Below are 17618 nucleotides of genomic sequence, written 5' to 3' on the forward strand. Positions count from 1 at the left end.
TATGCAAGCACTGGAGCCATTGAGTTTACCGCTGAGCGGCCGGCGCCTGATTGAGGCCAGTGCCGGAACCGGCAAGACCTACACCATTTCCGGCCTCTATCTGCGCTTATTGCTGGGTGATTTTGAGCGCCCGGGCCTCGGTTGTGAGCAGATCCTGGTGGTCACCTTTACCAACGCCGCCACCGAAGAGCTGCGCGACAGAATACGCAAAAGGATCCGCAGCTGTTATCAGCGCTTTATCGGCTTAAGCGTCAAAGACGATTTTATCGAGCAGCTTTATCAGCGCTGCCCGCCAACGCAGCGTGCAACCGCCCTCAAGCAGCTGGATCTGGCGCTCAAGAGCCTGGATGAAGCCGCCATTTTTACCATTCACGGCTTTTGCCAGCGGATCCTCTCGGATATGGCCTTTGAGTCGGCGCTGCTGTTCGAGTCGGAATTTACCCTGGATGACAGCGAATATCTGCGCCAGAGTGTGCGCGATTTCTGGCGCCATGTCTGCTATCGGCTGCCAACAGCGCTGGCGACCGCGATAGCCGCCCATTACGCCACTCCGGATGCGCTGGGGCGCGAATTGAGACCGCTGCTCGGCGCCAGTCAAGCGAGCGCCAACCGCGACCCGGGGAAATTCGACCAATATGCCGAGCAGTTGCAGACTCAGCTCGCAAGGCTGCGACTGAGCTGGCCAAGAGAAAGGGACACCATCGAGGCCCTGCTCCACAGCCTGCCGCTCAACGGCACCAGCTATGGCAAGCAGGCCGATGGCTACCCCAAGCTCACGGCCATGCTGGAGCAGATGGACAACTGGGCCAAGTATCATCAGGGGCTGCCGACCCCGAAACTCCTGGACAGCCTGGCTCTCGGGTCACTGAAACTGAGAAAAGGCGGCGAAATCCCTACAGCACAACAAGCGCCGCTACTGGCGCAGATAGAAGCGCTCAGAGACAGCGTAGACTCGCTTATTCCGGCATTTCTCTATCAGGCAAGAGCCCAGATAGCCGAGCGTTTTGCCGAGCTCAAGGCCGAGCGCAACTTGCTGAGCCCGGACGATCTGCTGCTGACCCTGGCCAAGGCCATAGGCGGCCTGACCCAGACGGCGCCGGATAGCGGCCTTGCCATAGGTGAGCAGCTCAAGCAGGAGATAGGCAAACGCTTCCCGGTGGCGCTTATCGACGAATTTCAGGATACGGATCCGCTGCAGTTTGCAATTTTCTCCGGCATCTACCCGGCGCAGTTGCCACAGCAGGAAGCGGATGCCGGCGCCCAGCCCGAGCCCGAACCCAAGCCTGAGCCTGAGCCAAGTCGAACTCTGTTGATGATAGGCGATCCCAAGCAGGCGATTTACGCCTTTCGCGGCGCCGATATCTATACCTATATTGAGGCCAGGCGCAATACCGCCGATCACTATAATCTGGACACCAACTACCGCTCGGCCTGCAACATGATTGAAGCAGTCAACCGCCTGTTTGTCGGTCGCAACGACCCTTTTATCAGCGACGCCATCCCGTTCGAGCCGGTCAAGGCCAATGACGCTGGCAGTAAACAGCTGCTCGCGCCCGGCGCAGACTCGGCGGCGCTGCAGCTCAGGCTGCTCAAGGAAGATCCGGACAAAGGCCTCAACAAGACCCAGGCCCGTAAACTGCTGGCCGAAGATACCGCCGCCGAAATCGTGCGCCTGCTCAATGCCGCCAACCGCGGCGAGTGCCGCCTCACCGGCAGTGAGCAGCCGCTGCGCGCCCGGGATATCGCCATTTTGGTGCGCGACAGAAATGAAGCCGCCGTCATGCAACAAGCGCTCAATAGTCGCCAAATCGGCGCCGTGTTCCTCAGCCGCGACTCGGTAATGGGCACTGAGGAAGCGCGGGAAATCGCCCTTATCCTCAAGGCGCTCGCCAGCCCCAGGGATGAACGGGCGATTCGCTCGGCACTGGCCTGCCGCTTGCTGGGCTTCAGCGCCAATAAGATCCATGAGTTCAACCAATCTGAGACACTGCGCGCCGAGGTGCTCGATACCTTCATGTCACTGCATGAGCTCTGGAGCCGCCGCGGCATCATGCCGGCACTGCTCAATCTCGCTGATCACTGGCAGCTGCTGGAACGGCTTGGCCGAGAGGCCAACGCCGAGCGGCGCCTCACCGATTTTCGTCATCTGGCGGAACTGCTACAGCAAAAATCTACCGAGCTCGAAGGCATGAGCGCCCTGGTCAACTGGTTTGAGCAGGAACTGCTCTCCGGCCAGAGCCGTGAAGAGCAGCAACTGAGGCTCGCCAGTGAGCAAAACCTGGTGCAGATAGTCACCATCCACAAGAGTAAGGGGCTGGAATATCCTGTGTGCTTCATCCCCTTTGTCAGTTTGGCCCGCGACGGCAGTCGCCGCCCCTCGCCCATGCTGTACCACAAAGACAATCAATTAGTCTGGGATCTGGACGCCAGTGACGAAGGCTGGGAAGCCTGTAAACGCGAGACGCTGGCCGAAGATCTGCGCCTCTTGTATGTGGCGCTGACCCGGCCCGTATATCGCTGTTATCTGGGGCTGGCCAACCACTGCCGCATGAACAAGACGGGCATCAACAGCTTTTTGAAAGACACAGCCATAGGCTATCTGCTCGGCATTGAAGACAAGGACTGTGACGGCGACAGGTTGCAAAGCGCCGCCGCATCCCTTGTTTGCGAGGCCATCTCCTTGACCGGGATAGGCGATGCAGACCCAAGTCGCCTTCAAGGCACTGAAAACCATTCCCAAAGCCCACTTTGTGCCCAGGTGCCGGCGATGCGTCAAGGCGCGCCCTGGCGGGTCGGCAGCTATTCCGGCCTGGTCAAACATCTGCCCCACGAGCGGGTGTTGCCGGGCGCCGGTGATGAGGAGTTTGAAATCGAGCCAGCCTCTGTCTATGAACCACAGGATGTCTTGCAGGCCAACCGCTTCAGCTTCGAGCGCGGCGCCAATGCCGGTTCTTTTATGCACCTGGTGCTGGAGAAAATCGACTTTACCCAGGCCGAGGAGGAACTCTTGCTGCATCTGCCCCAGGCGATGCAGCAATACGGCATCGACAGCGATTGGCAAGATGTGCTTTATGACTGGTATCGGGATCTGCTTCACGCCGACATCGCTCTGCCTCAGGGGCAGAGTCTGCGCCTGGGCGACCTCAGCAAGCGCCAAAAGCTGGTGGAGATGGAGTTTTATCTGCCCCTTGGCGGCGATACCCAGCTTATCGATACCGAGCTCAGTCGCTTGCTGGCCAAGCACGGTTATGGCGGTGAACTGCGCTTCGATGCCTTCAAGGGCATGCTCAAGGGGTTTATCGATCTTACCTTTGAATATCAGGGCCGTTTCTATATTGCCGATTATAAATCCAACCATCTTGGGGACGATTTCAGCGATTACCGCCAGGACAAGATGGCCGCCGCTATCAGCGAGCACAGATACGATCTCCAGTACCTGCTCTACAGCCTGGCACTGCACAGATACCTGAGCCTCAAACTGCCGGACTATTGTTATCAAAGCCATTTCGGCGGCTGCTGTTATCTGTTTTTACGGGGCATGTCAGCGGCTCATCCCGGCGCCGGGGTGTTTGTGGACAGGCCGAATGAAGCGGTGATCCTGGCCCTGGATGCCTTACTCAAGGGCGAATCGCCCTCGAGCACCCCTCAGTTGGAGTTGAGTCTATGACAGATAGCCCATCAATACTGCAAAGCAGCCAAGCTGTTACTGCGCTGCTCAAGCAATGGGAAGAGCAGCGGCTGCTGACGGCGCTCGACCGCCACTTTGCGCTGCAGATGGCCGCCATTCACCAAGAGCCATCGCCGCTATTTCTGTTGCTGTGCGCCCTGCTGAGCCGCCAGTTATCATCGCAGCACGCCTGCCTGCCACTGGGGAGCATAGCGTTTGATAATCCGCTGGCAGAGCCCCACCCCAGTGTGCGCCTCAATACCGACCCGGCAAGCCTTGAGCTGGCGGTGGCCAATTTTGCCGCCGTCGGCGCCCCGGGTGAAGACAAACCCTTGATCCTCGACGCTGGCCGCCTCTACCTCAAACGCTATTATGATTTTGAGTGCCGGGTCGCCCGGCGCCTCACCGCCATGGCCGCCACTGAATACCCCGCCACCGACGAAGTACGGCGCGCGCTCGATTGCCTGTTTTTGCCGCCAGTCAGCCATACTGGCCAAGCGACTAATGGTGCAGCTGAAGCCGATAGTGAAGCTCAAGCTGATAGTGAACCTCAAACTAATAATGAAAATTCCGGCAAACGCGATTGGCAAAAAGTCGCCACCGCCACCGCCTATTGTCGCCAGTTGGCGGTGATCACCGGCGGCCCGGGCACAGGCAAGACCACCACAGTCACCAAGCTGCTGATGCTCCTGTGTCTCGGCAGTGAGATGAACATACGTCTGGTGGCCCCCACGGGTAAGGCGGCTGCGCGCCTGACCGAATCGATAAAGGCCTCCAAACAGCGCCTGGCAAAAGAGCTTATGCCCTTTGCCGCCGAGCTTGACCTTGGCGCCATAGACAAGATCCCCGAAGAAGCCGCCACTGTGCATCGCCTGTTGGGGGTGATCCCCGGCTCGCACAAATTCCGTCATCACCAAGACAATCCGCTGCATCTGGATCTGCTGATTGTCGATGAAGCCTCCATGGTGGACTTGCCTATGATGGACCGGCTGCTCGATGCCCTGCCCGCCAATGCCAGATTGATACTGCTTGGGGATCAGGATCAACTGGCCTCGGTGGAAGCCGGCGCCGTGCTCGCCGATATCTGCGCCGGTTTGCGCCACCAGCAGGACTGGCGCATGCGTTACAGCGCCGAGTTTGCCGCAACACTGACAAGGCTCACCGGCTTTGACCTCAGCGATTGCGTCAATCTCGCCCCCGGCATAGGCAATAATCTTTGTATGCTGCGTCACAGCCACAGGTTCCGCGGCGATGCCGGCATAGGCGTGCTGGCCAAGGCGGTCAACCTCAGTGATGGCGCCGCGATAACTGAGGCCTGGAATGGTGGTTATCAAGAGCTTGAGTGGCTGGAAATCGGTAAACAGCAGCAGGGGCTGGCTCAGCTTCTCAGCCAGGCCTGTGAGCACTACCGAGACTATTTGGAAGTGGTGCACAGGCCGGACATTGGCGCCGAGGAGATCATCGCCCGTTACAACCGCTTTCGACTGCTGTGCGCCACCCGTGGCGGCGATTTCGGTGTCGAGGGGATCAATCGGCAACTGACGCAAGTGTTGAAACAGGCTGGATTGATCGCCCCGCAGCAGGAGTTTTATCCGGGCCGGCCGCTGATCATCCAAAGCAACGATTACAACCTGGGGCTGTTTAACGGCGATATCGGCGTTATTCTGCCCGACCGAGACAGCAACAGGCTGCTGGCGCACTTTATTCAGGCCGACGGCAGTGTGCTCAAGGTGTTGCCGGCGCGTCTTCCCGGCCACGAGACCTGTTTTGCCATGACAGTGCACAAGTCCCAGGGCAGTGAATTTGATTCTGTGGCCTTGGTGTTGCCGCCAAGCCCGAGTCCGGCGCAGCTGCAACTGCTCACCAAGGAGCTGATCTACACCGCCATTACCCGCGCCAAACAACATTTTTGCTGCTTGGGTAACAGCTCAGTGTTTGACGGCGCCTGTCGTCGCCTCACGCGCCGGGCCTCGGGGCTGGCCGATAGGCTGTGGCAGTGATTGTGGCAGAGATTATGGCTATGGCGGCTTTGGCCGCGACTGGCTGGGACGATAGCGAGAACAGCAACCGAGCCAGATGCCATACGGCCCGTTTCGCTCTGGCGGCAAAATAACCAGATGAGAGCCAGCGTCAGCTGCCGTTATACTCAAGGCCTGTCTAAGCAGGCATAATATCGGCCAAGGTTATTTATCAGGCCGCTCAGTCAGGAGAATTCATGAGCAAAACCCATATCTTGTTACTCTGTGGCGGCGGGGCCGCCGAGCACAGTATCTCTTTGATGTCGGCTGACTATATCGAAAGTTGCCTGGCAAATATTCCCGACATGGAAGTGCTCAGGTTGGAGCTGGACGCCGACGGCCACTACCACACCAAGCAGGGCCAGGTTTGCGAGCTGACTAATCGCCGTGAAGTGCGCTTCGATGAGGCCGAGCCCAGCTGGCCGGTGGACTATGTGATCCCTTGCATTCACGGCTATCCGGGTGAGACCGGTGATATTCAGTCCTATTTCAATCTGATCAACCTGCCCTATTTCGGTTGCGGCTCCGAACCCAGCAGCAACTGCTTCAACAAGGTCACAGCCAAGATGTGGTTCAGTGCGCTCGGTATCCCCAATACCCCTTATCTGTTTCTCAGTGAAGCCGGTGAAGCGGCCAACACCCGCTGCCGTGAGGCCTTGAATGAATGGGGCTCACTGTTTATCAAGGCGGCATCCCAAGGTTCATCCGTCGGCTGCTACCGGGTGGACAACGGCGATGATATCCCTTCTGTGCTGGAGCAGGCCTTCAGTTACTCCCCCTACGTGGTGGTGGAAAAGACCATCAAAGCCAGGGAGCTGGAAGTGGCCGTATATGAATACCAAGGTGAAGTGATTGCCACAGTGCCGGGTGAAATCATCTGTGCCAACAACACCTTTTACAGCTTCGATGAGAAGTATGATGCCAAGAGCAATGCGGTGACCAAGGTCGAGGCCGAGTTGAGCCAAGCGCAAATCGATACCATACGCGATTATGCCATTCGCGCCTTTAAGGGCATGAAGCTGTCCCACCTGTCGCGTATCGACTTCTTCCTTACCGATGAAGGCGAGATACTGCTCAACGAGATCAATACCTTCCCGGGCATGACGCCCATCTCCATGTTCCCCAAGATGCTCAGCAACAATGGCCATGATGTCAGCGAGTGGTTGGTGAGTAACATAAGACGCCAGCTGAGCGAACCGCTCAAGTAAAGCAGCAGTAAAGTTCCAGGTTGAGCCAAGCACAAGCCGGACTGAAACAAACGCAAAACTACACCCGCCACTCGCGCGGGTGTTCTTTATCCTGCTAAGCTGAAAACGGGCGTGACGGCATGCAGGAGAGCTTATGTTCAGTGCGATAGATATAGATCATCTGGTGTTGATCTGCAGCAGTCTGGAAACCAGCGAAGCATTCTATACCCAAGTGCTGGGGGCTCATCCCGAGCGGCGACTCGATTCCCCTAGCCTGCTGCAACTGAGATTCGGCAGCGCCCTTATCGATCTGGTGCCAAGAAGCGATCAACCTTTAGGCCTCAATATGGCGCACTTCTGCCTCAATATTGCCGCCAAGGATGAAGCCTCTGTGCTGCAACACCTGGAGCAACACGGCGTGCATCACGAAGGCTTTTCGGAAAAATATGGCGCCCGGGGATACAGCCGCTCTATCTATATTTACGATCCGGACGGCAATCAAGTGGAGCTTAAACTCCTGAGTCGGCAACAGGAGAGCGGCCAATAAGGCGTTGCTTAATCATGGTTTTTGACTGGCGATTTAACAGATAAAAAAGCGCGCCGGAAGGATCCAGTGCGCTTTTTCCATGAAGCAATAGGCTCTGCCCAAAGTTTTGGGCTTAGAAGCCTTCCACTCCCTGCATATCCGGCAGGTGATGGGCTATCCCCTTGTGGCAGTCGATACAGGTCTTCTCTCCGCTTGCCAGCGAGGTGGAGTGCATATTGGCCGCCCGCTGTGACTGACGGGTGAAGTCCATGTACTGGAAGTTATGGCAGTTTCGACACTCCAGCGAGTCGTTGGCCTTGAGTCTGGCCCACTCATGCTCGGCCAGTTCACGCCGCTTGGACTCGAACTTCTCCCGGGTATTGATGGTGCCGAACACCTTGCCCCAAACCTCCTTGGAAGCCTGCATCTTACGGGCTATTTTGTCGGTCCAATTATGGGGAACGTGGCAGTCCGGACAGGTCGCCCGCACCCCGCTGCGGTTAGTGAAATGTATGGTGGTCTTCAGCTCCTGATAGACGTTGTTCTCCATTTCATGGCAACCGATACAAAAGGCCTCCTGGTTGGTGGCTTCCAGGGCAGTGTTGAAACCACCCCAGAAGATGATCCCGGCGACAAAGCCTCCCAGGGTCAGAAAACCCAGACTGAAGTGAACACTGGGCCGGTTCAGCACCCGCCATATCTGTTTCAGTTTCTCAAACATAGCGACTCCTAATGGCTGGATGGGTTCTCAGCCCCGGACTTGAGCAAGTGATCCATATCGACAAAGTCATTCTCCACCATCAATCTGGCGTCCAGTTGCGGCACATGGCACTGGGTACAGAAATAACGTCTGGGTGACAGCTCGGCCAGGAAGTTGTTGTCTCTGTCCATATAGTGAGTCACGCTCACCATAGGTGCCTGCGATTCGCCGGTGCGACTGCGAGCATGACAGGACATGCACTTGTTGACCTTAAGATCCAGCTGGTAGCCGTCTATCTTGTGCGGTATAACCGGCGGTTGCATCGGGTAGTTACGGGTCTGTTTGATGTCCGTATTTCTCACCTTCTGCATCACAGGCGGTGTCGGCTGGCTATTGAGCGGCGCCTGACGCAAAGTCGCCACCTTATCCTCGGGAATGCCGGCAGCATTGACGGACAGCGCAGTCAGCAGTGCAGCAAAGGCCAACAGGGTATGATTCGATTTCATCTTCTTATCCTCCTCAGGCCTTCATCACTTTCACGGCACACTTCTTGAAATCAGTCTGCTTGGACAGCGGATCCGTGGCATCCAGAGTCACCTTGTTGATCAACTGACTGGCATCGAACCAGGGGACAAACACCAAACCCACCGGCGGCTTGTTGCGGCCGCGGGTTTCCACCCGGGTCAGTATCTCGCCGCGACGGGATACTACCTTGACCTCATCACCTCGGCGCAGGCCGCGTTTTTTGGCATCATCCGGATGCATAAAGCACACGGCATCCGGGAAGGCGCGATAGAGCTCGGGTACCCTCTGGGTCATGGAGCCTGAGTGCCAATGTTCCAGCACCCGCCCGGTAGAGAGCCAGAGATCATATTCTGCATCCGGGGATTCTGCCGCCGGCTCGTATGGCAGCGCGAAGATAACCGCCTTGCCGTCTTTTTTGCCATAAAACTCAAAGCCCTTGCCGGGTTTAACGTAGGGATCCGAGCCCTCACGGTAGCGCCAGAGGGTTTCTTTGCCGTCAACCACAGGCCAGCGCAAACCATGGGCCTGGTGGTACATTTCAAAGGGAGCCAAGTCGTGACCGTGACCACGGCCAAAGGTGGCGTATTCTTCAAAAAGCCCCTTTTGTATATAGAAACCAAAGTGCTTGGCCTCGTCGTTCAGGTACTTGTTATCGCTTTCACTGAGAGGAAACTTGTCAACATTGCCGTTCTGGTACAGCACTTCATACAAGGTCTTGCCCTTGTATTCAGGATTGGCCGCCAACACAGCCTCGGACCAGACTTCGTCTGTGGTAAAGCGCTTGGAGAACTCCAGCAACTGCCAGAGATCAGAGCGCGACTGTCCGGGCGCTGTCACCAACTGGTGCCAGAACTGGGTGCGGCGCTCGGCGTTACCATAGGCGCCCTCTTTCTCCACCCACATGGCAGTGGGCAAAATGAGATCCGCGGCCTGGGTGGTAACCGTTGGGTAAGCATCGGACACCACAATAAAGTTTTCCGGGTTACGGTATCCGGGCAAGCCTTCTTCGTTGATATTGGGGCCGGCCTGCATATTGTTATTCACCTGCACCCAGTAGCAGTTGAGATCGCCATCTTTCAGGCGCCGGTTCTGCTCTACCGCGTGGTAGCCTGGCTTGGGCGGAATAATCCCGGAAGGGATTTTCCAGATGGTCTCGGCAATCTTGCGGTGCTCTGGATTATTCACCACCAGATCCGCCGGCAAGCGATGGGAGAAGGTGCCCACTTCCCGCGCAGTACCGCAGGCTGAAGGTTGACCTGTGAGTGAAAACGGACTGTTGCCCGGGGTGGCTATTTTGCCGGTCAGCAAATGGATATTGTAGATAAGGTTGTTACACCAAACCCCGCGGGTATGCTGGTTAAAGCCCATGGTCCAGAAGGAGGTCACCTTCACCTCGGGATCGGCGTAGAGTTTCGCCAGCTCCAGCAATTTATGTTCGGGTACGCCCGAGAGCTTGCTGACCTTCTCCAGGCTGTAATCGGCGACAAACGCCTTGAACTGATCGAAGTCCATTGGGGTCGATTCACCGGCGGTGGCCACGTTCTTGGCTTTTTGCTGCAACGGATGTGAGGGCCGCAGGCCATAGCCGATATCGGTTGTACCTCTGCGGAAGTTCACATGCTTGTTGACGAAGTCCCAATTAACCTTGTCATTACTGATGATGTAGTTGGCGACATAGTTGAGAATGGCCAGATCGGTTTGCGGCGTGAAGACAATCGGCAAGTCGGCCAAATCAAAGCTTCTGTGCTCGAAGGTGGACATCACAGAGACTTTTACATGTGGCGCGCTAAGGCGTCTGTCTGTGACCCGGCTCCAGAGGATTGGGTGCATCTCGGCCATGTTGGAGCCCCAAAGCACAAAGGCGTCGGCAGCTTCAATATCGTTGTAGCAGCCCATGGGCTCGTCCATGCCAAAGGTACGCATAAAACCGCCCACGGCCGAGGCCATACAGTGACGGGCGTTAGGATCGATATTATTGGAGCCGAAACCCGCCTTCATCAGCTTGGAAGCGGCATAACCTTCCCAAACCGTCCACTGACCTGAACCAAACATGCCCACCGCCGTCGGCCCTTTGGTCTTGATGGTGTGCTTCCACTTCTCGGCCATAATGTCAAAGGCCTGATCCCAACTGATAGGGGTAAATTCACCATGCTTGTCGTATTTGCCGTCTGTCATCCGCAGCATGGGAGTCTGCAGCCTGTCATGGCCATACATGATCTTCGACAGGAAGTAGCCTTTAATGCAGTTGAGGCCGCGGTTGACCTCACTGTTGGCATCGCCATGGGTCGCCACGACCCGGCCTTCGCGGGTGGCCACCATCACAGAGCAGCCAGTACCGCAAAAGCGGCACGGCGCCTTGTTCCAATCTAACTGGGTGTGTTCTGAACTGGTGATCAGGTTGCTGGCGGTGGCAGGTAAAGCCAATCCGGCGACCCCGGCTGCCGCCATGGCGGCATTGGCCTTCATGAATTCGCGTCTGTTCATTTTCATTGCTCTTCCTCTTCGAGCTGTTCACACTGGTGATACACCATAGCGGTGGAGATCACGCCCTTGAGGGCATTGATCTTGTCCATGGTGGCGAGGATCGCCTGTTCGGTCGGGCCTTCCAGCACCACAACCAGCTTGCTTTCATCGTTAACCGACAACTCGGCATTGCCGAATGACAGAATTTGCTGACGAACGCTGGCCATCTTGGGTGGCATCACCTGAAGGATCAGGCTGCTGACATGCAGTTCCCTACTCATCTCGTTCCCCTGTTTTAAGGACTCTCGTTATGCTGGCGTTAACCGGCTCCCGGTGGACCGGTTAAAATTTGGCTGAACCAGATGGCAAAGCCCAGACCGCTGACCAGTAAAACCGACAGCAGGGGTGCCAAAAAAACCGTCAGGAAGATAAATATCTTCAGCTCCAGACGTTTTTCATCAGTACTCGGTGTCTCGCTCATGGCTCCTCCCTAGGCGCTATGAAGATGGCTTGCTGCTGTGCTGTTCCAGGGCAACGGCCGCCAAGCCAGGCAGATTAAAGCCGCCTTTGAAATGCAACTTGTTTTTCGGTTTCGATCATAAAGGCAAAGTGTTAACAAACTGTATACCCCCAAGTTGGTAAACACCTGATGCCGTTGATCTGGATCATATAAATAGCCAGCAAAAGACGGATATCACAGCTTTCAACCGTCTCAATCGATTGTAATTTCGACATTTTCCGTTTTTAGCTATTCAGGCTTACATGAAATACAGCAAAGAAGTGGCTATTTCGCCAATAAATAGCGGTCAAAAAACCAACGAAATGAGCAAAATATCCATTAGGGAGTAGAGCCCAGCCGGGGCAGGCTTTAAAAGCATAGATCGGCAATCAAGGGCGAAACAGAATCCTGTTCTATGTCACAGAACTCAGTAAAAACAGTATCTTGCAGTTGCAGCAACTGGTTTGGAACCTTAGCATTATCATGCATTTTAGTTAAATCTTTTAATTTCAGGGCAGATTTCACACGCCTGATTGTACGTCGCCCAACCAAGGAGAGCCTTTAGTGAATCCCTTCCCCCACTCTGCTGCCACACTCCCCATTTTGCTCAGCCTGAGCCTGTCATTTTCTGTTGTCGCAGCAGACAAAACATCGAGCCTGCAATATCAGACCTGGGCCCAAACCGCCGAAGAACTGCAGCGGGAAGATATGCTTGAGAAAAACCCCGCCAGCGTCATCCTCTGGGCCGGCTCGGCTTATGCCAAGGAGTACCATAGCCCCAGAGGGCACCACTTTGCCGTCGCCGATGTCAGTCACAGTCTGCGCAGTGGTGTTAGCCCCAAGGCTGGTGAAACAGCCCTGTCGGCCAGCTGTTGGACCTGCAAGACGCCGGATGCGCCCAGGCTGATGAAAGAGCTGGGCGTCGAAGGCTTCTCGGCCAAGAGCTTTGCCGAGCTGGGTCCGGAAATCCAAAACCCTGTGTACTGCTCCGATTGCCATACCCAGGGCTCAGCTGAACTGACACTGCCAAGACCTCATGCCCAGGACGCCATGGCCAAAGTGCACAAACCCTTTGGTGAACAAAATCAGTCGATGCAGCAATCACAGGTTTGCGGCCAATGCCATGTCACTTATTACTTCCAGCCTGAGCGTCAGGACAAGGTCAATATCCCCTGGATCTTCGGCAACAGCGCCGATGAGATAGAAAAGTATTATGATGCCCGGCAGTTTTTCGAGTGGGTGCACCCGGTATCGAGAACGCCGCTGGTGAAGGCGCGCCATCCCGAGTTTGAACATTGGAATCGCAGCGCCCACGCCAAGGCTGGTATCAGTTGTGTCACCTGTCATATGACCCAGGAAACCAGCGCCGACGGCAAATCTTTCACCAACCACAAGATAACCAACCATCTGCCGGACTTTGAAGCGGCCAAATGCAGCAGTTGTCACCAGAGTCAGCAGCAAATTACCCAGCTGATTACCGACAACAAGGCGCTGCTGGAAGCCAAGGCGCAGCAGTTGCAGGAACTGCTTATCAAGGCCCATTATGAAGCCGGCGCCGCCTGGAAGGCAGGGGCCCAATGGCAACAGATAGGCTATGCCATCATGGGGATACGACATGCACAGTGGCGCTGGGACTTTGCCATGTCATCCCACGGTATTCACGCCCACAACGCCAAAGAGGGTGAAGCCTTGCTGGAGAAGGGCTTAGAGCAGATCCGCGCTGCCAGAGAGATATTGAGCAAGCTGAATGCCGAACTTGGCGTCACCCGAGTCGATTATCCGGACTACAGTACCAAGGCCAAGGCGCAGGCTGCCATAGGCGTAGAGCTGGAGAAGCTGACCGAGGAGAAGCAAGCCTTCATCGAGACTGAAGTGAAAAAACATTGGTCCAAGGCTGCAAACTTCGGCTATTGAGCAGCAAGGTGAACAATAGCCGCGGTGGGAAATATGGCCGTTTACCAGGCGGGCACCAGCAGGCACTGTGTGTACTCTGGCTGTGCTCTGGGCCCGCCTGGTTTTTATCGCATCCACTTTAGGAGCCAGCTGCAGCTGTCCAGTTAAAACTGCTGCAACTGGTTGAGGATGCGCTTTTCCGATATCGGATAAGCAGTGCCCAGACTCTGGGCAAAACAGCTGACCCTGTACTCTTCCAGCATCCAGCGCACCTCGGCCAGCGCCTCCGGTACCGCCTGGCTACGCGGCGCCTTGGCAAGCGCGGCCTTGAACTCTGTCTCGGCGTTGTGAATGCTGTGCAGGTGCAAACGGTCACGGTTGGGCTCCACCGGCAGCTTGTCCAGGCGCAGCTCAATCGCCTTGAGATAGCGGATCAGATCGCCAAGACGGCGCCAACCGGAAGCTTCAACAAATCCCTTGAACACCAGGGCGTCCAATTGGCTTTGAATATCACTCATGGCAAAGGCGATATCCAGGCTGATTTTGCCCTTGAGACGCTTACGGATCTTCTGGTGCAAAGTCAAAATCTGCTCCACCTTAAGGGCGATGGCCGCTGCGGTTTCATTGAGCTCGGCCCTGACTATCTCCTTGGCTTTGACAAAATCATCGGCGCTTCGGACATCCAACTGCTGCTCATCTAAAAGCTGCTGAATTGCCGCGGCAATAATGTCATCTATCAGTATCTGCACCTGGCCGAACGGATTGAAATACATCGCCAGTTTGGCCTTGTTGGGCAAGGCCTGCTGTAGATGTTTCACCGGCGACGGAATATTGATAAGCAGCAGCTTTCTCAGCCCTTGTCTGTGTTGGGAAAGCGCCTGCTGTTCGTCATCAAATAATTTGATAGAAACTGTATCGCCGGCATCCACCAAGGCGGAGAACGCCTTCACCTCATAGCTGCCTTTGCGGCTTTGATATTCTTTTGGCAGGTCGCCAAAGCTCCATTCGGTCAGGGCGTTTTGCTCTATACCCTTGTCGGCAACCTTGCGTATCGCTTGGTTCACCTGCCCCTGCAATGATGCCTTGAGGCTGTCGAGATCCCGGCTCTGAGCCAGGAGTTTGCCCTTATCGTCTTCCACCTTGAAGTTCATCTTCAGATGGTCGGCAATGGCGTTGAGATCGAAATCCTCCGGATTGACACGGGTGCCACTCATTCTCAGCAGCTGTTTGCACAGGGAGGGTAACAGGGGCTGGGCAAAAGGTTCCATCGCCTGCACACAGGCGCGGGCATAATCCGGCGCCGGCACAAAATTGCGCCGCAGCGGTTTGGGCAAGGACTTGATCAGCGCAACACACTTCTCCTCTCTGAGTCCCGGCACCTGCCAGTCAAAATCGGTTTCATCCAACTGATTGAGCAGCGCCACCGGAATAAGCACAGAGACGCCGTCATCCTCGGCTGCCGGTTCAAAATGGTAACTCAGCTTGAGGCTGAGATTGCCCCGCAGCCAGCTGTCGGGGAAGTCCAATGCCGATACATGGGTGTCATCCCTTTGCATCAAGAGTTCGCGGCTGAAATTGAGCAGCTCAGGGGTCTCTTTTTTGGCCTGTTTCCACCAGGTGTTGAATTTGGGCTGGTTGTATATCCCTTGTGGAATGCGTTCATCGTAGAAGGCGAATAAGGCATCAATATCCACCAGAATGTCGCGCCGCCGCGATTTGTGTTCGAGATCTTCCACCTCTTCGAGCAACGCCTGGTTGGCCTTGAAGAAGGCTTCATAGCAGCGCAGCTCACCCTCGGCCAGAGCCGAGCGAATAAAGATTTCCCGAGCCTTAACCGGCTCCAGTGGGCCAAACTGTACCCGGCGGCGGTTGACTATGGTGAGGCCATAGAGCACCTGATTTTCCAGGGCGATCACACTGCCCTGTTTGGCTTCGAAATGGGGCTCGTTGTGCTGCTTCTTGACCAGATGCGCCGCCAGAGACTCGAGCCATACAGGATCGATACGGGCGCAGGTACGGGCGAACAGGCGTGATGTTTCGGTAAGCTCGGCCGCCATAATCCACTTGGGGCCCTTCTTGGCCAGCGGCGAGCCGGGAAACACAAAGAAGCGCCGGTTGCGGGCCCCCAGATACTCGTTGTCTTTATCCTTGAAGCCGATATGGCTCAGCAGCCCCGAGAGCAGCGCCTGATGCAGTGGTTCATATTCGGCGGCCTGACTATTGAGGCGCCACTTGAGGTCGTGCACACTCTGACGCAGCTGGGCATAGAGGTCCTGCCATTCGCGAATACGCAAATAGGCCAGATACTCGGCCTTCACCTGCTTGCGGAACTGGCTGGATGACAGACTCTTCTGTTGCTCTTTGAGGTACTGCCACAGATTGAGCCAGGCAACAAAGTCGGAGTCTTTATCGGCAAAACGGCGATGGGCCTCATCGGCGGCCTGTTTCTTCTCATGTGGCCGCTCGCGGGGATCCTGAATCGATAACCCGGCGACAATCACCATCACCTCATGCAAACAACCCAGCTTGTTGGCCTCAAGCACCATGCGGGCCAAGCGGGGATCGACCGGGATCTTCGCCAGATTGCGCCCGAGCGGGGTCAGTTTCAGCGCCCCTTTGTGCTTGCTCACCGCCTGCAACTCTTCTAGCAGCAGGAAACCGTCGCGGATATGGCGCGGATCCGGTGGCTGAATGAAGGGGAAGCCCTCAATGTCACCCAGGCCTATAGCCAACATCTGCAGGATCACGGATGCCAGGTTGGTGCGCAGAATTTCAGGATCGGTAAACTCCGGCCGATTGATAAAGTCCTGTTCGTCATAGAGGCGAATACAGATCCCCGGTCCAACCCGGCCGCAACGTCCCTGGCGTTGATTGGCACTGGCCTGGGAGATGGGCTCAATCGGCAAACGCTGCACCTTGGTGCGATAGCTGTAGCGACTTATTCTGGCGGTACCCGGGTCGATAACATAGCGGATCCCGGGCACAGTCAGCGAGGTTTCGGCCACGTTGGTGGCCAATACAATGCGCCGCCCTGGATGCGACTTGAATACCTTGGACTGCTCGCCGTATGACAAACGGGCATAAAGCGGCAAGATCTCGGTATCGCGCAGGTTACGCTTTTTCAGCTGCTCGGCGGTATCGCGGATTTCGCGCTCGCCGTTCATGAAAATCAGAATGTCCCCCGGGCCTTCGCGACAGAGTTCATCGACGGCGGCAAAGATGCCGTCCATCAGATCCAAGTCGGCGTCGTCATCCTGCAGCAAGGGGCGATAGCGGGTTTCCACCGGATAGGTGCGGCCGGACACTTCCACCACGGGCGCATTGTCAAAATGCCTGGAAAAGCGCTCCACATCTATGGTGGCCGAGGTGATGATCAACTTGAGTTCCGGGCGTTTTTGCAAAATTTGCTTCAGATAACCCAGAATAAAGTCGATGTTGAGACTGCGCTCATGGGCCTCGTCTATGATGAGGCAATCATACTGACTGAGCCATTTATCCGATGCCAGTTCTGCCAGCAGGATACCGTCTGTCATCAACTTGATATAGGAGTCCTGGGAAACCGCATCGGCGAAACGAACCTTAAAACCCACCGCCTGACCCAGCTCTGTCTTGAGTTCATCGGCAACCCGGCTGGCCACACTGCGGGCCGCCAGCCGCCTGGGCTGAGTGTGGCCAATCAGACCACGGCTGCCAAGCCCCAAGTCGAGGCAGATTTTGGGCAGCTGAGTGGTCTTGCCCGAGCCGGTCTCACCGGCCACTATCACCACCTGATGATTGATGATGGCCGAGGCGATTTCATCGCGCTTTTGTGACACCGGCAGCTCATCCGGATACTCGATGACAGGTCTGTCTGCCAGCCTTTGCTGCGCCCTTTCATAAGCCTGTACCGCAGCTTCACTGAGCTCGGCGAGTTTTTGCTGTTTGGCTTCTGTATCGGGGCTTTTTTTCAAGCGGAACAGGCTGCGGCGAATGCGCGCCGCATCGGCCTGAAAGCAGAGATCCAGATATTCGCGGGAGAGTGGGTGCAGCTTAGCGTTCAAAACCTGTGTCCATTGGGATCAAAAACGGCGATCCTAACAAGGATACGCCGTCTTGGGTATGCTTACTGACTGATAACGCCCAAATTTCAGTCAAATCAAG

The 17618-nt window shown here is 56.1% G+C and carries 11 protein-coding genes; 5 read left to right on the top strand and 6 right to left on the bottom strand.

Features of this window, described 5'->3' with window-relative positions; all coding sequences use genetic code 11:
* The first annotated feature begins 1 nt into the window (after position 1).
* The 4 genes from recB (at position 2) to ACSHSR_RS11430 (ending at position 7419) form a co-directional block, all read left to right on the top strand.
* Complete coding sequence (recB, locus tag ACSHSR_RS11415; protein WP_479630767.1) at positions 2 to 3667, top strand: exodeoxyribonuclease V subunit beta; 3666 nt, start codon at positions 2 to 4, stop codon at positions 3665 to 3667.
* Positions 3664 to 5667 (top strand): exodeoxyribonuclease V subunit alpha, encoded by a 2004-nt coding sequence (gene recD, locus ACSHSR_RS11420; RefSeq protein ID WP_418069830.1) that lies wholly within the window; start codon positions 3664 to 3666, stop codon positions 5665 to 5667. Before recB ends, recD begins: the two co-directional genes overlap by 4 nt.
* Positions 5668 to 5882: 215 nt before the next feature.
* Positions 5883 to 6893: a D-alanine--D-alanine ligase gene (locus ACSHSR_RS11425; protein ID WP_479630768.1), complete on the top strand. Its 1011-nt coding sequence runs from the start codon at positions 5883 to 5885 to the stop codon at positions 6891 to 6893.
* A gap of 133 nt (positions 6894 to 7026) precedes the next feature.
* Positions 7027 to 7419 (top strand): VOC family protein, encoded by a 393-nt coding sequence (locus tag ACSHSR_RS11430; protein WP_208124589.1) that lies wholly within the window; start codon positions 7027 to 7029, stop codon positions 7417 to 7419.
* A 112-nt stretch (positions 7420 to 7531) separates the two neighbouring features.
* On the opposite strand, the gene ACSHSR_RS11435 is transcribed toward ACSHSR_RS11430, so the two are convergent.
* From ACSHSR_RS11435 to ACSHSR_RS11455, 5 genes are read right to left on the bottom strand one after another with little or no spacing between them, the layout of a single operon-like run.
* Complete coding sequence (locus tag ACSHSR_RS11435) at positions 7532 to 8119, bottom strand: cytochrome c3 family protein (protein ID WP_025009645.1); 588 nt, start codon at positions 8117 to 8119, stop codon at positions 7532 to 7534.
* A gap of 8 nt (positions 8120 to 8127) precedes the next feature.
* Complete coding sequence (locus ACSHSR_RS11440; protein WP_062793459.1) at positions 8128 to 8604, bottom strand: nitrate reductase cytochrome c-type subunit; 477 nt, start codon at positions 8602 to 8604, stop codon at positions 8128 to 8130.
* 13 nt (positions 8605 to 8617) lie between these two features.
* Positions 8618 to 11107 (bottom strand): nitrate reductase catalytic subunit NapA, encoded by a 2490-nt coding sequence (napA, locus tag ACSHSR_RS11445; RefSeq protein WP_109248021.1) that lies wholly within the window; start codon positions 11105 to 11107, stop codon positions 8618 to 8620.
* A 2-nt stretch (positions 11108 to 11109) separates the two neighbouring features.
* Entirely contained in the window at positions 11110 to 11367 is a 258-nt protein-coding gene (locus ACSHSR_RS11450) for a chaperone NapD (protein WP_025009644.1), read from the bottom strand.
* Positions 11368 to 11405: 38 nt separating this feature from the next.
* On the bottom strand, positions 11406 to 11567 hold the full coding sequence (locus ACSHSR_RS11455; protein ID WP_025009643.1) for a nitrate reductase: 162 nt from the start codon (positions 11565 to 11567) through the stop codon (positions 11406 to 11408).
* A gap of 582 nt (positions 11568 to 12149) precedes the next feature.
* Here ACSHSR_RS11455 and ACSHSR_RS11460 point away from each other — a divergent pair.
* Positions 12150 to 13499, top strand: coding sequence for an ammonia-forming cytochrome c nitrite reductase subunit c552 (locus ACSHSR_RS11460; protein ID WP_479630769.1), 1350 nt, complete (start codon positions 12150 to 12152; stop codon positions 13497 to 13499).
* A gap of 143 nt (positions 13500 to 13642) precedes the next feature.
* Here ACSHSR_RS11460 and hrpA read toward each other — a convergent pair whose 3' ends face one another.
* On the bottom strand, positions 13643 to 17518 hold the full coding sequence (gene hrpA, locus ACSHSR_RS11465) for an ATP-dependent RNA helicase HrpA (RefSeq protein WP_479630770.1): 3876 nt from the start codon (positions 17516 to 17518) through the stop codon (positions 13643 to 13645).
* Positions 17519 to 17618 lie beyond the last annotated feature (100 nt).

The organism is Shewanella sp. VK101, from assembly GCF_056497865.1.

Excerpts from the sequence above, each read along its gene's own strand:
- recB (WP_479630767.1), top strand. The coding sequence starts at position 2 with ATGCAAGCACTGGAGCCATTGAGTTTACCGCTGAGCGGCCGGCGCCTG.
- recD (WP_418069830.1), top strand. The coding sequence starts at position 3,664 with ATGACAGATAGCCCATCAATACTGCAAAGCAGCCAAGCTGTTACTGCG.
- ACSHSR_RS11425 (WP_479630768.1), top strand. The coding sequence starts at position 5,883 with ATGAGCAAAACCCATATCTTGTTACTCTGTGGCGGCGGGGCCGCCGAG.
- ACSHSR_RS11430 (WP_208124589.1), top strand. The coding sequence starts at position 7,027 with ATGTTCAGTGCGATAGATATAGATCATCTGGTGTTGATCTGCAGCAGT.
- ACSHSR_RS11435 (WP_025009645.1), bottom strand. The coding sequence starts at position 8,119 with ATGTTTGAGAAACTGAAACAGATATGGCGGGTGCTGAACCGGCCCAGT.
- ACSHSR_RS11440 (WP_062793459.1), bottom strand. The coding sequence starts at position 8,604 with ATGAAATCGAATCATACCCTGTTGGCCTTTGCTGCACTGCTGACTGCG.
- napA (WP_109248021.1), bottom strand. The coding sequence starts at position 11,107 with ATGAACAGACGCGAATTCATGAAGGCCAATGCCGCCATGGCGGCAGCC.
- ACSHSR_RS11450 (WP_025009644.1), bottom strand. The coding sequence starts at position 11,367 with ATGAGTAGGGAACTGCATGTCAGCAGCCTGATCCTTCAGGTGATGCCA.
- ACSHSR_RS11455 (WP_025009643.1), bottom strand. The coding sequence starts at position 11,567 with ATGAGCGAGACACCGAGTACTGATGAAAAACGTCTGGAGCTGAAGATA.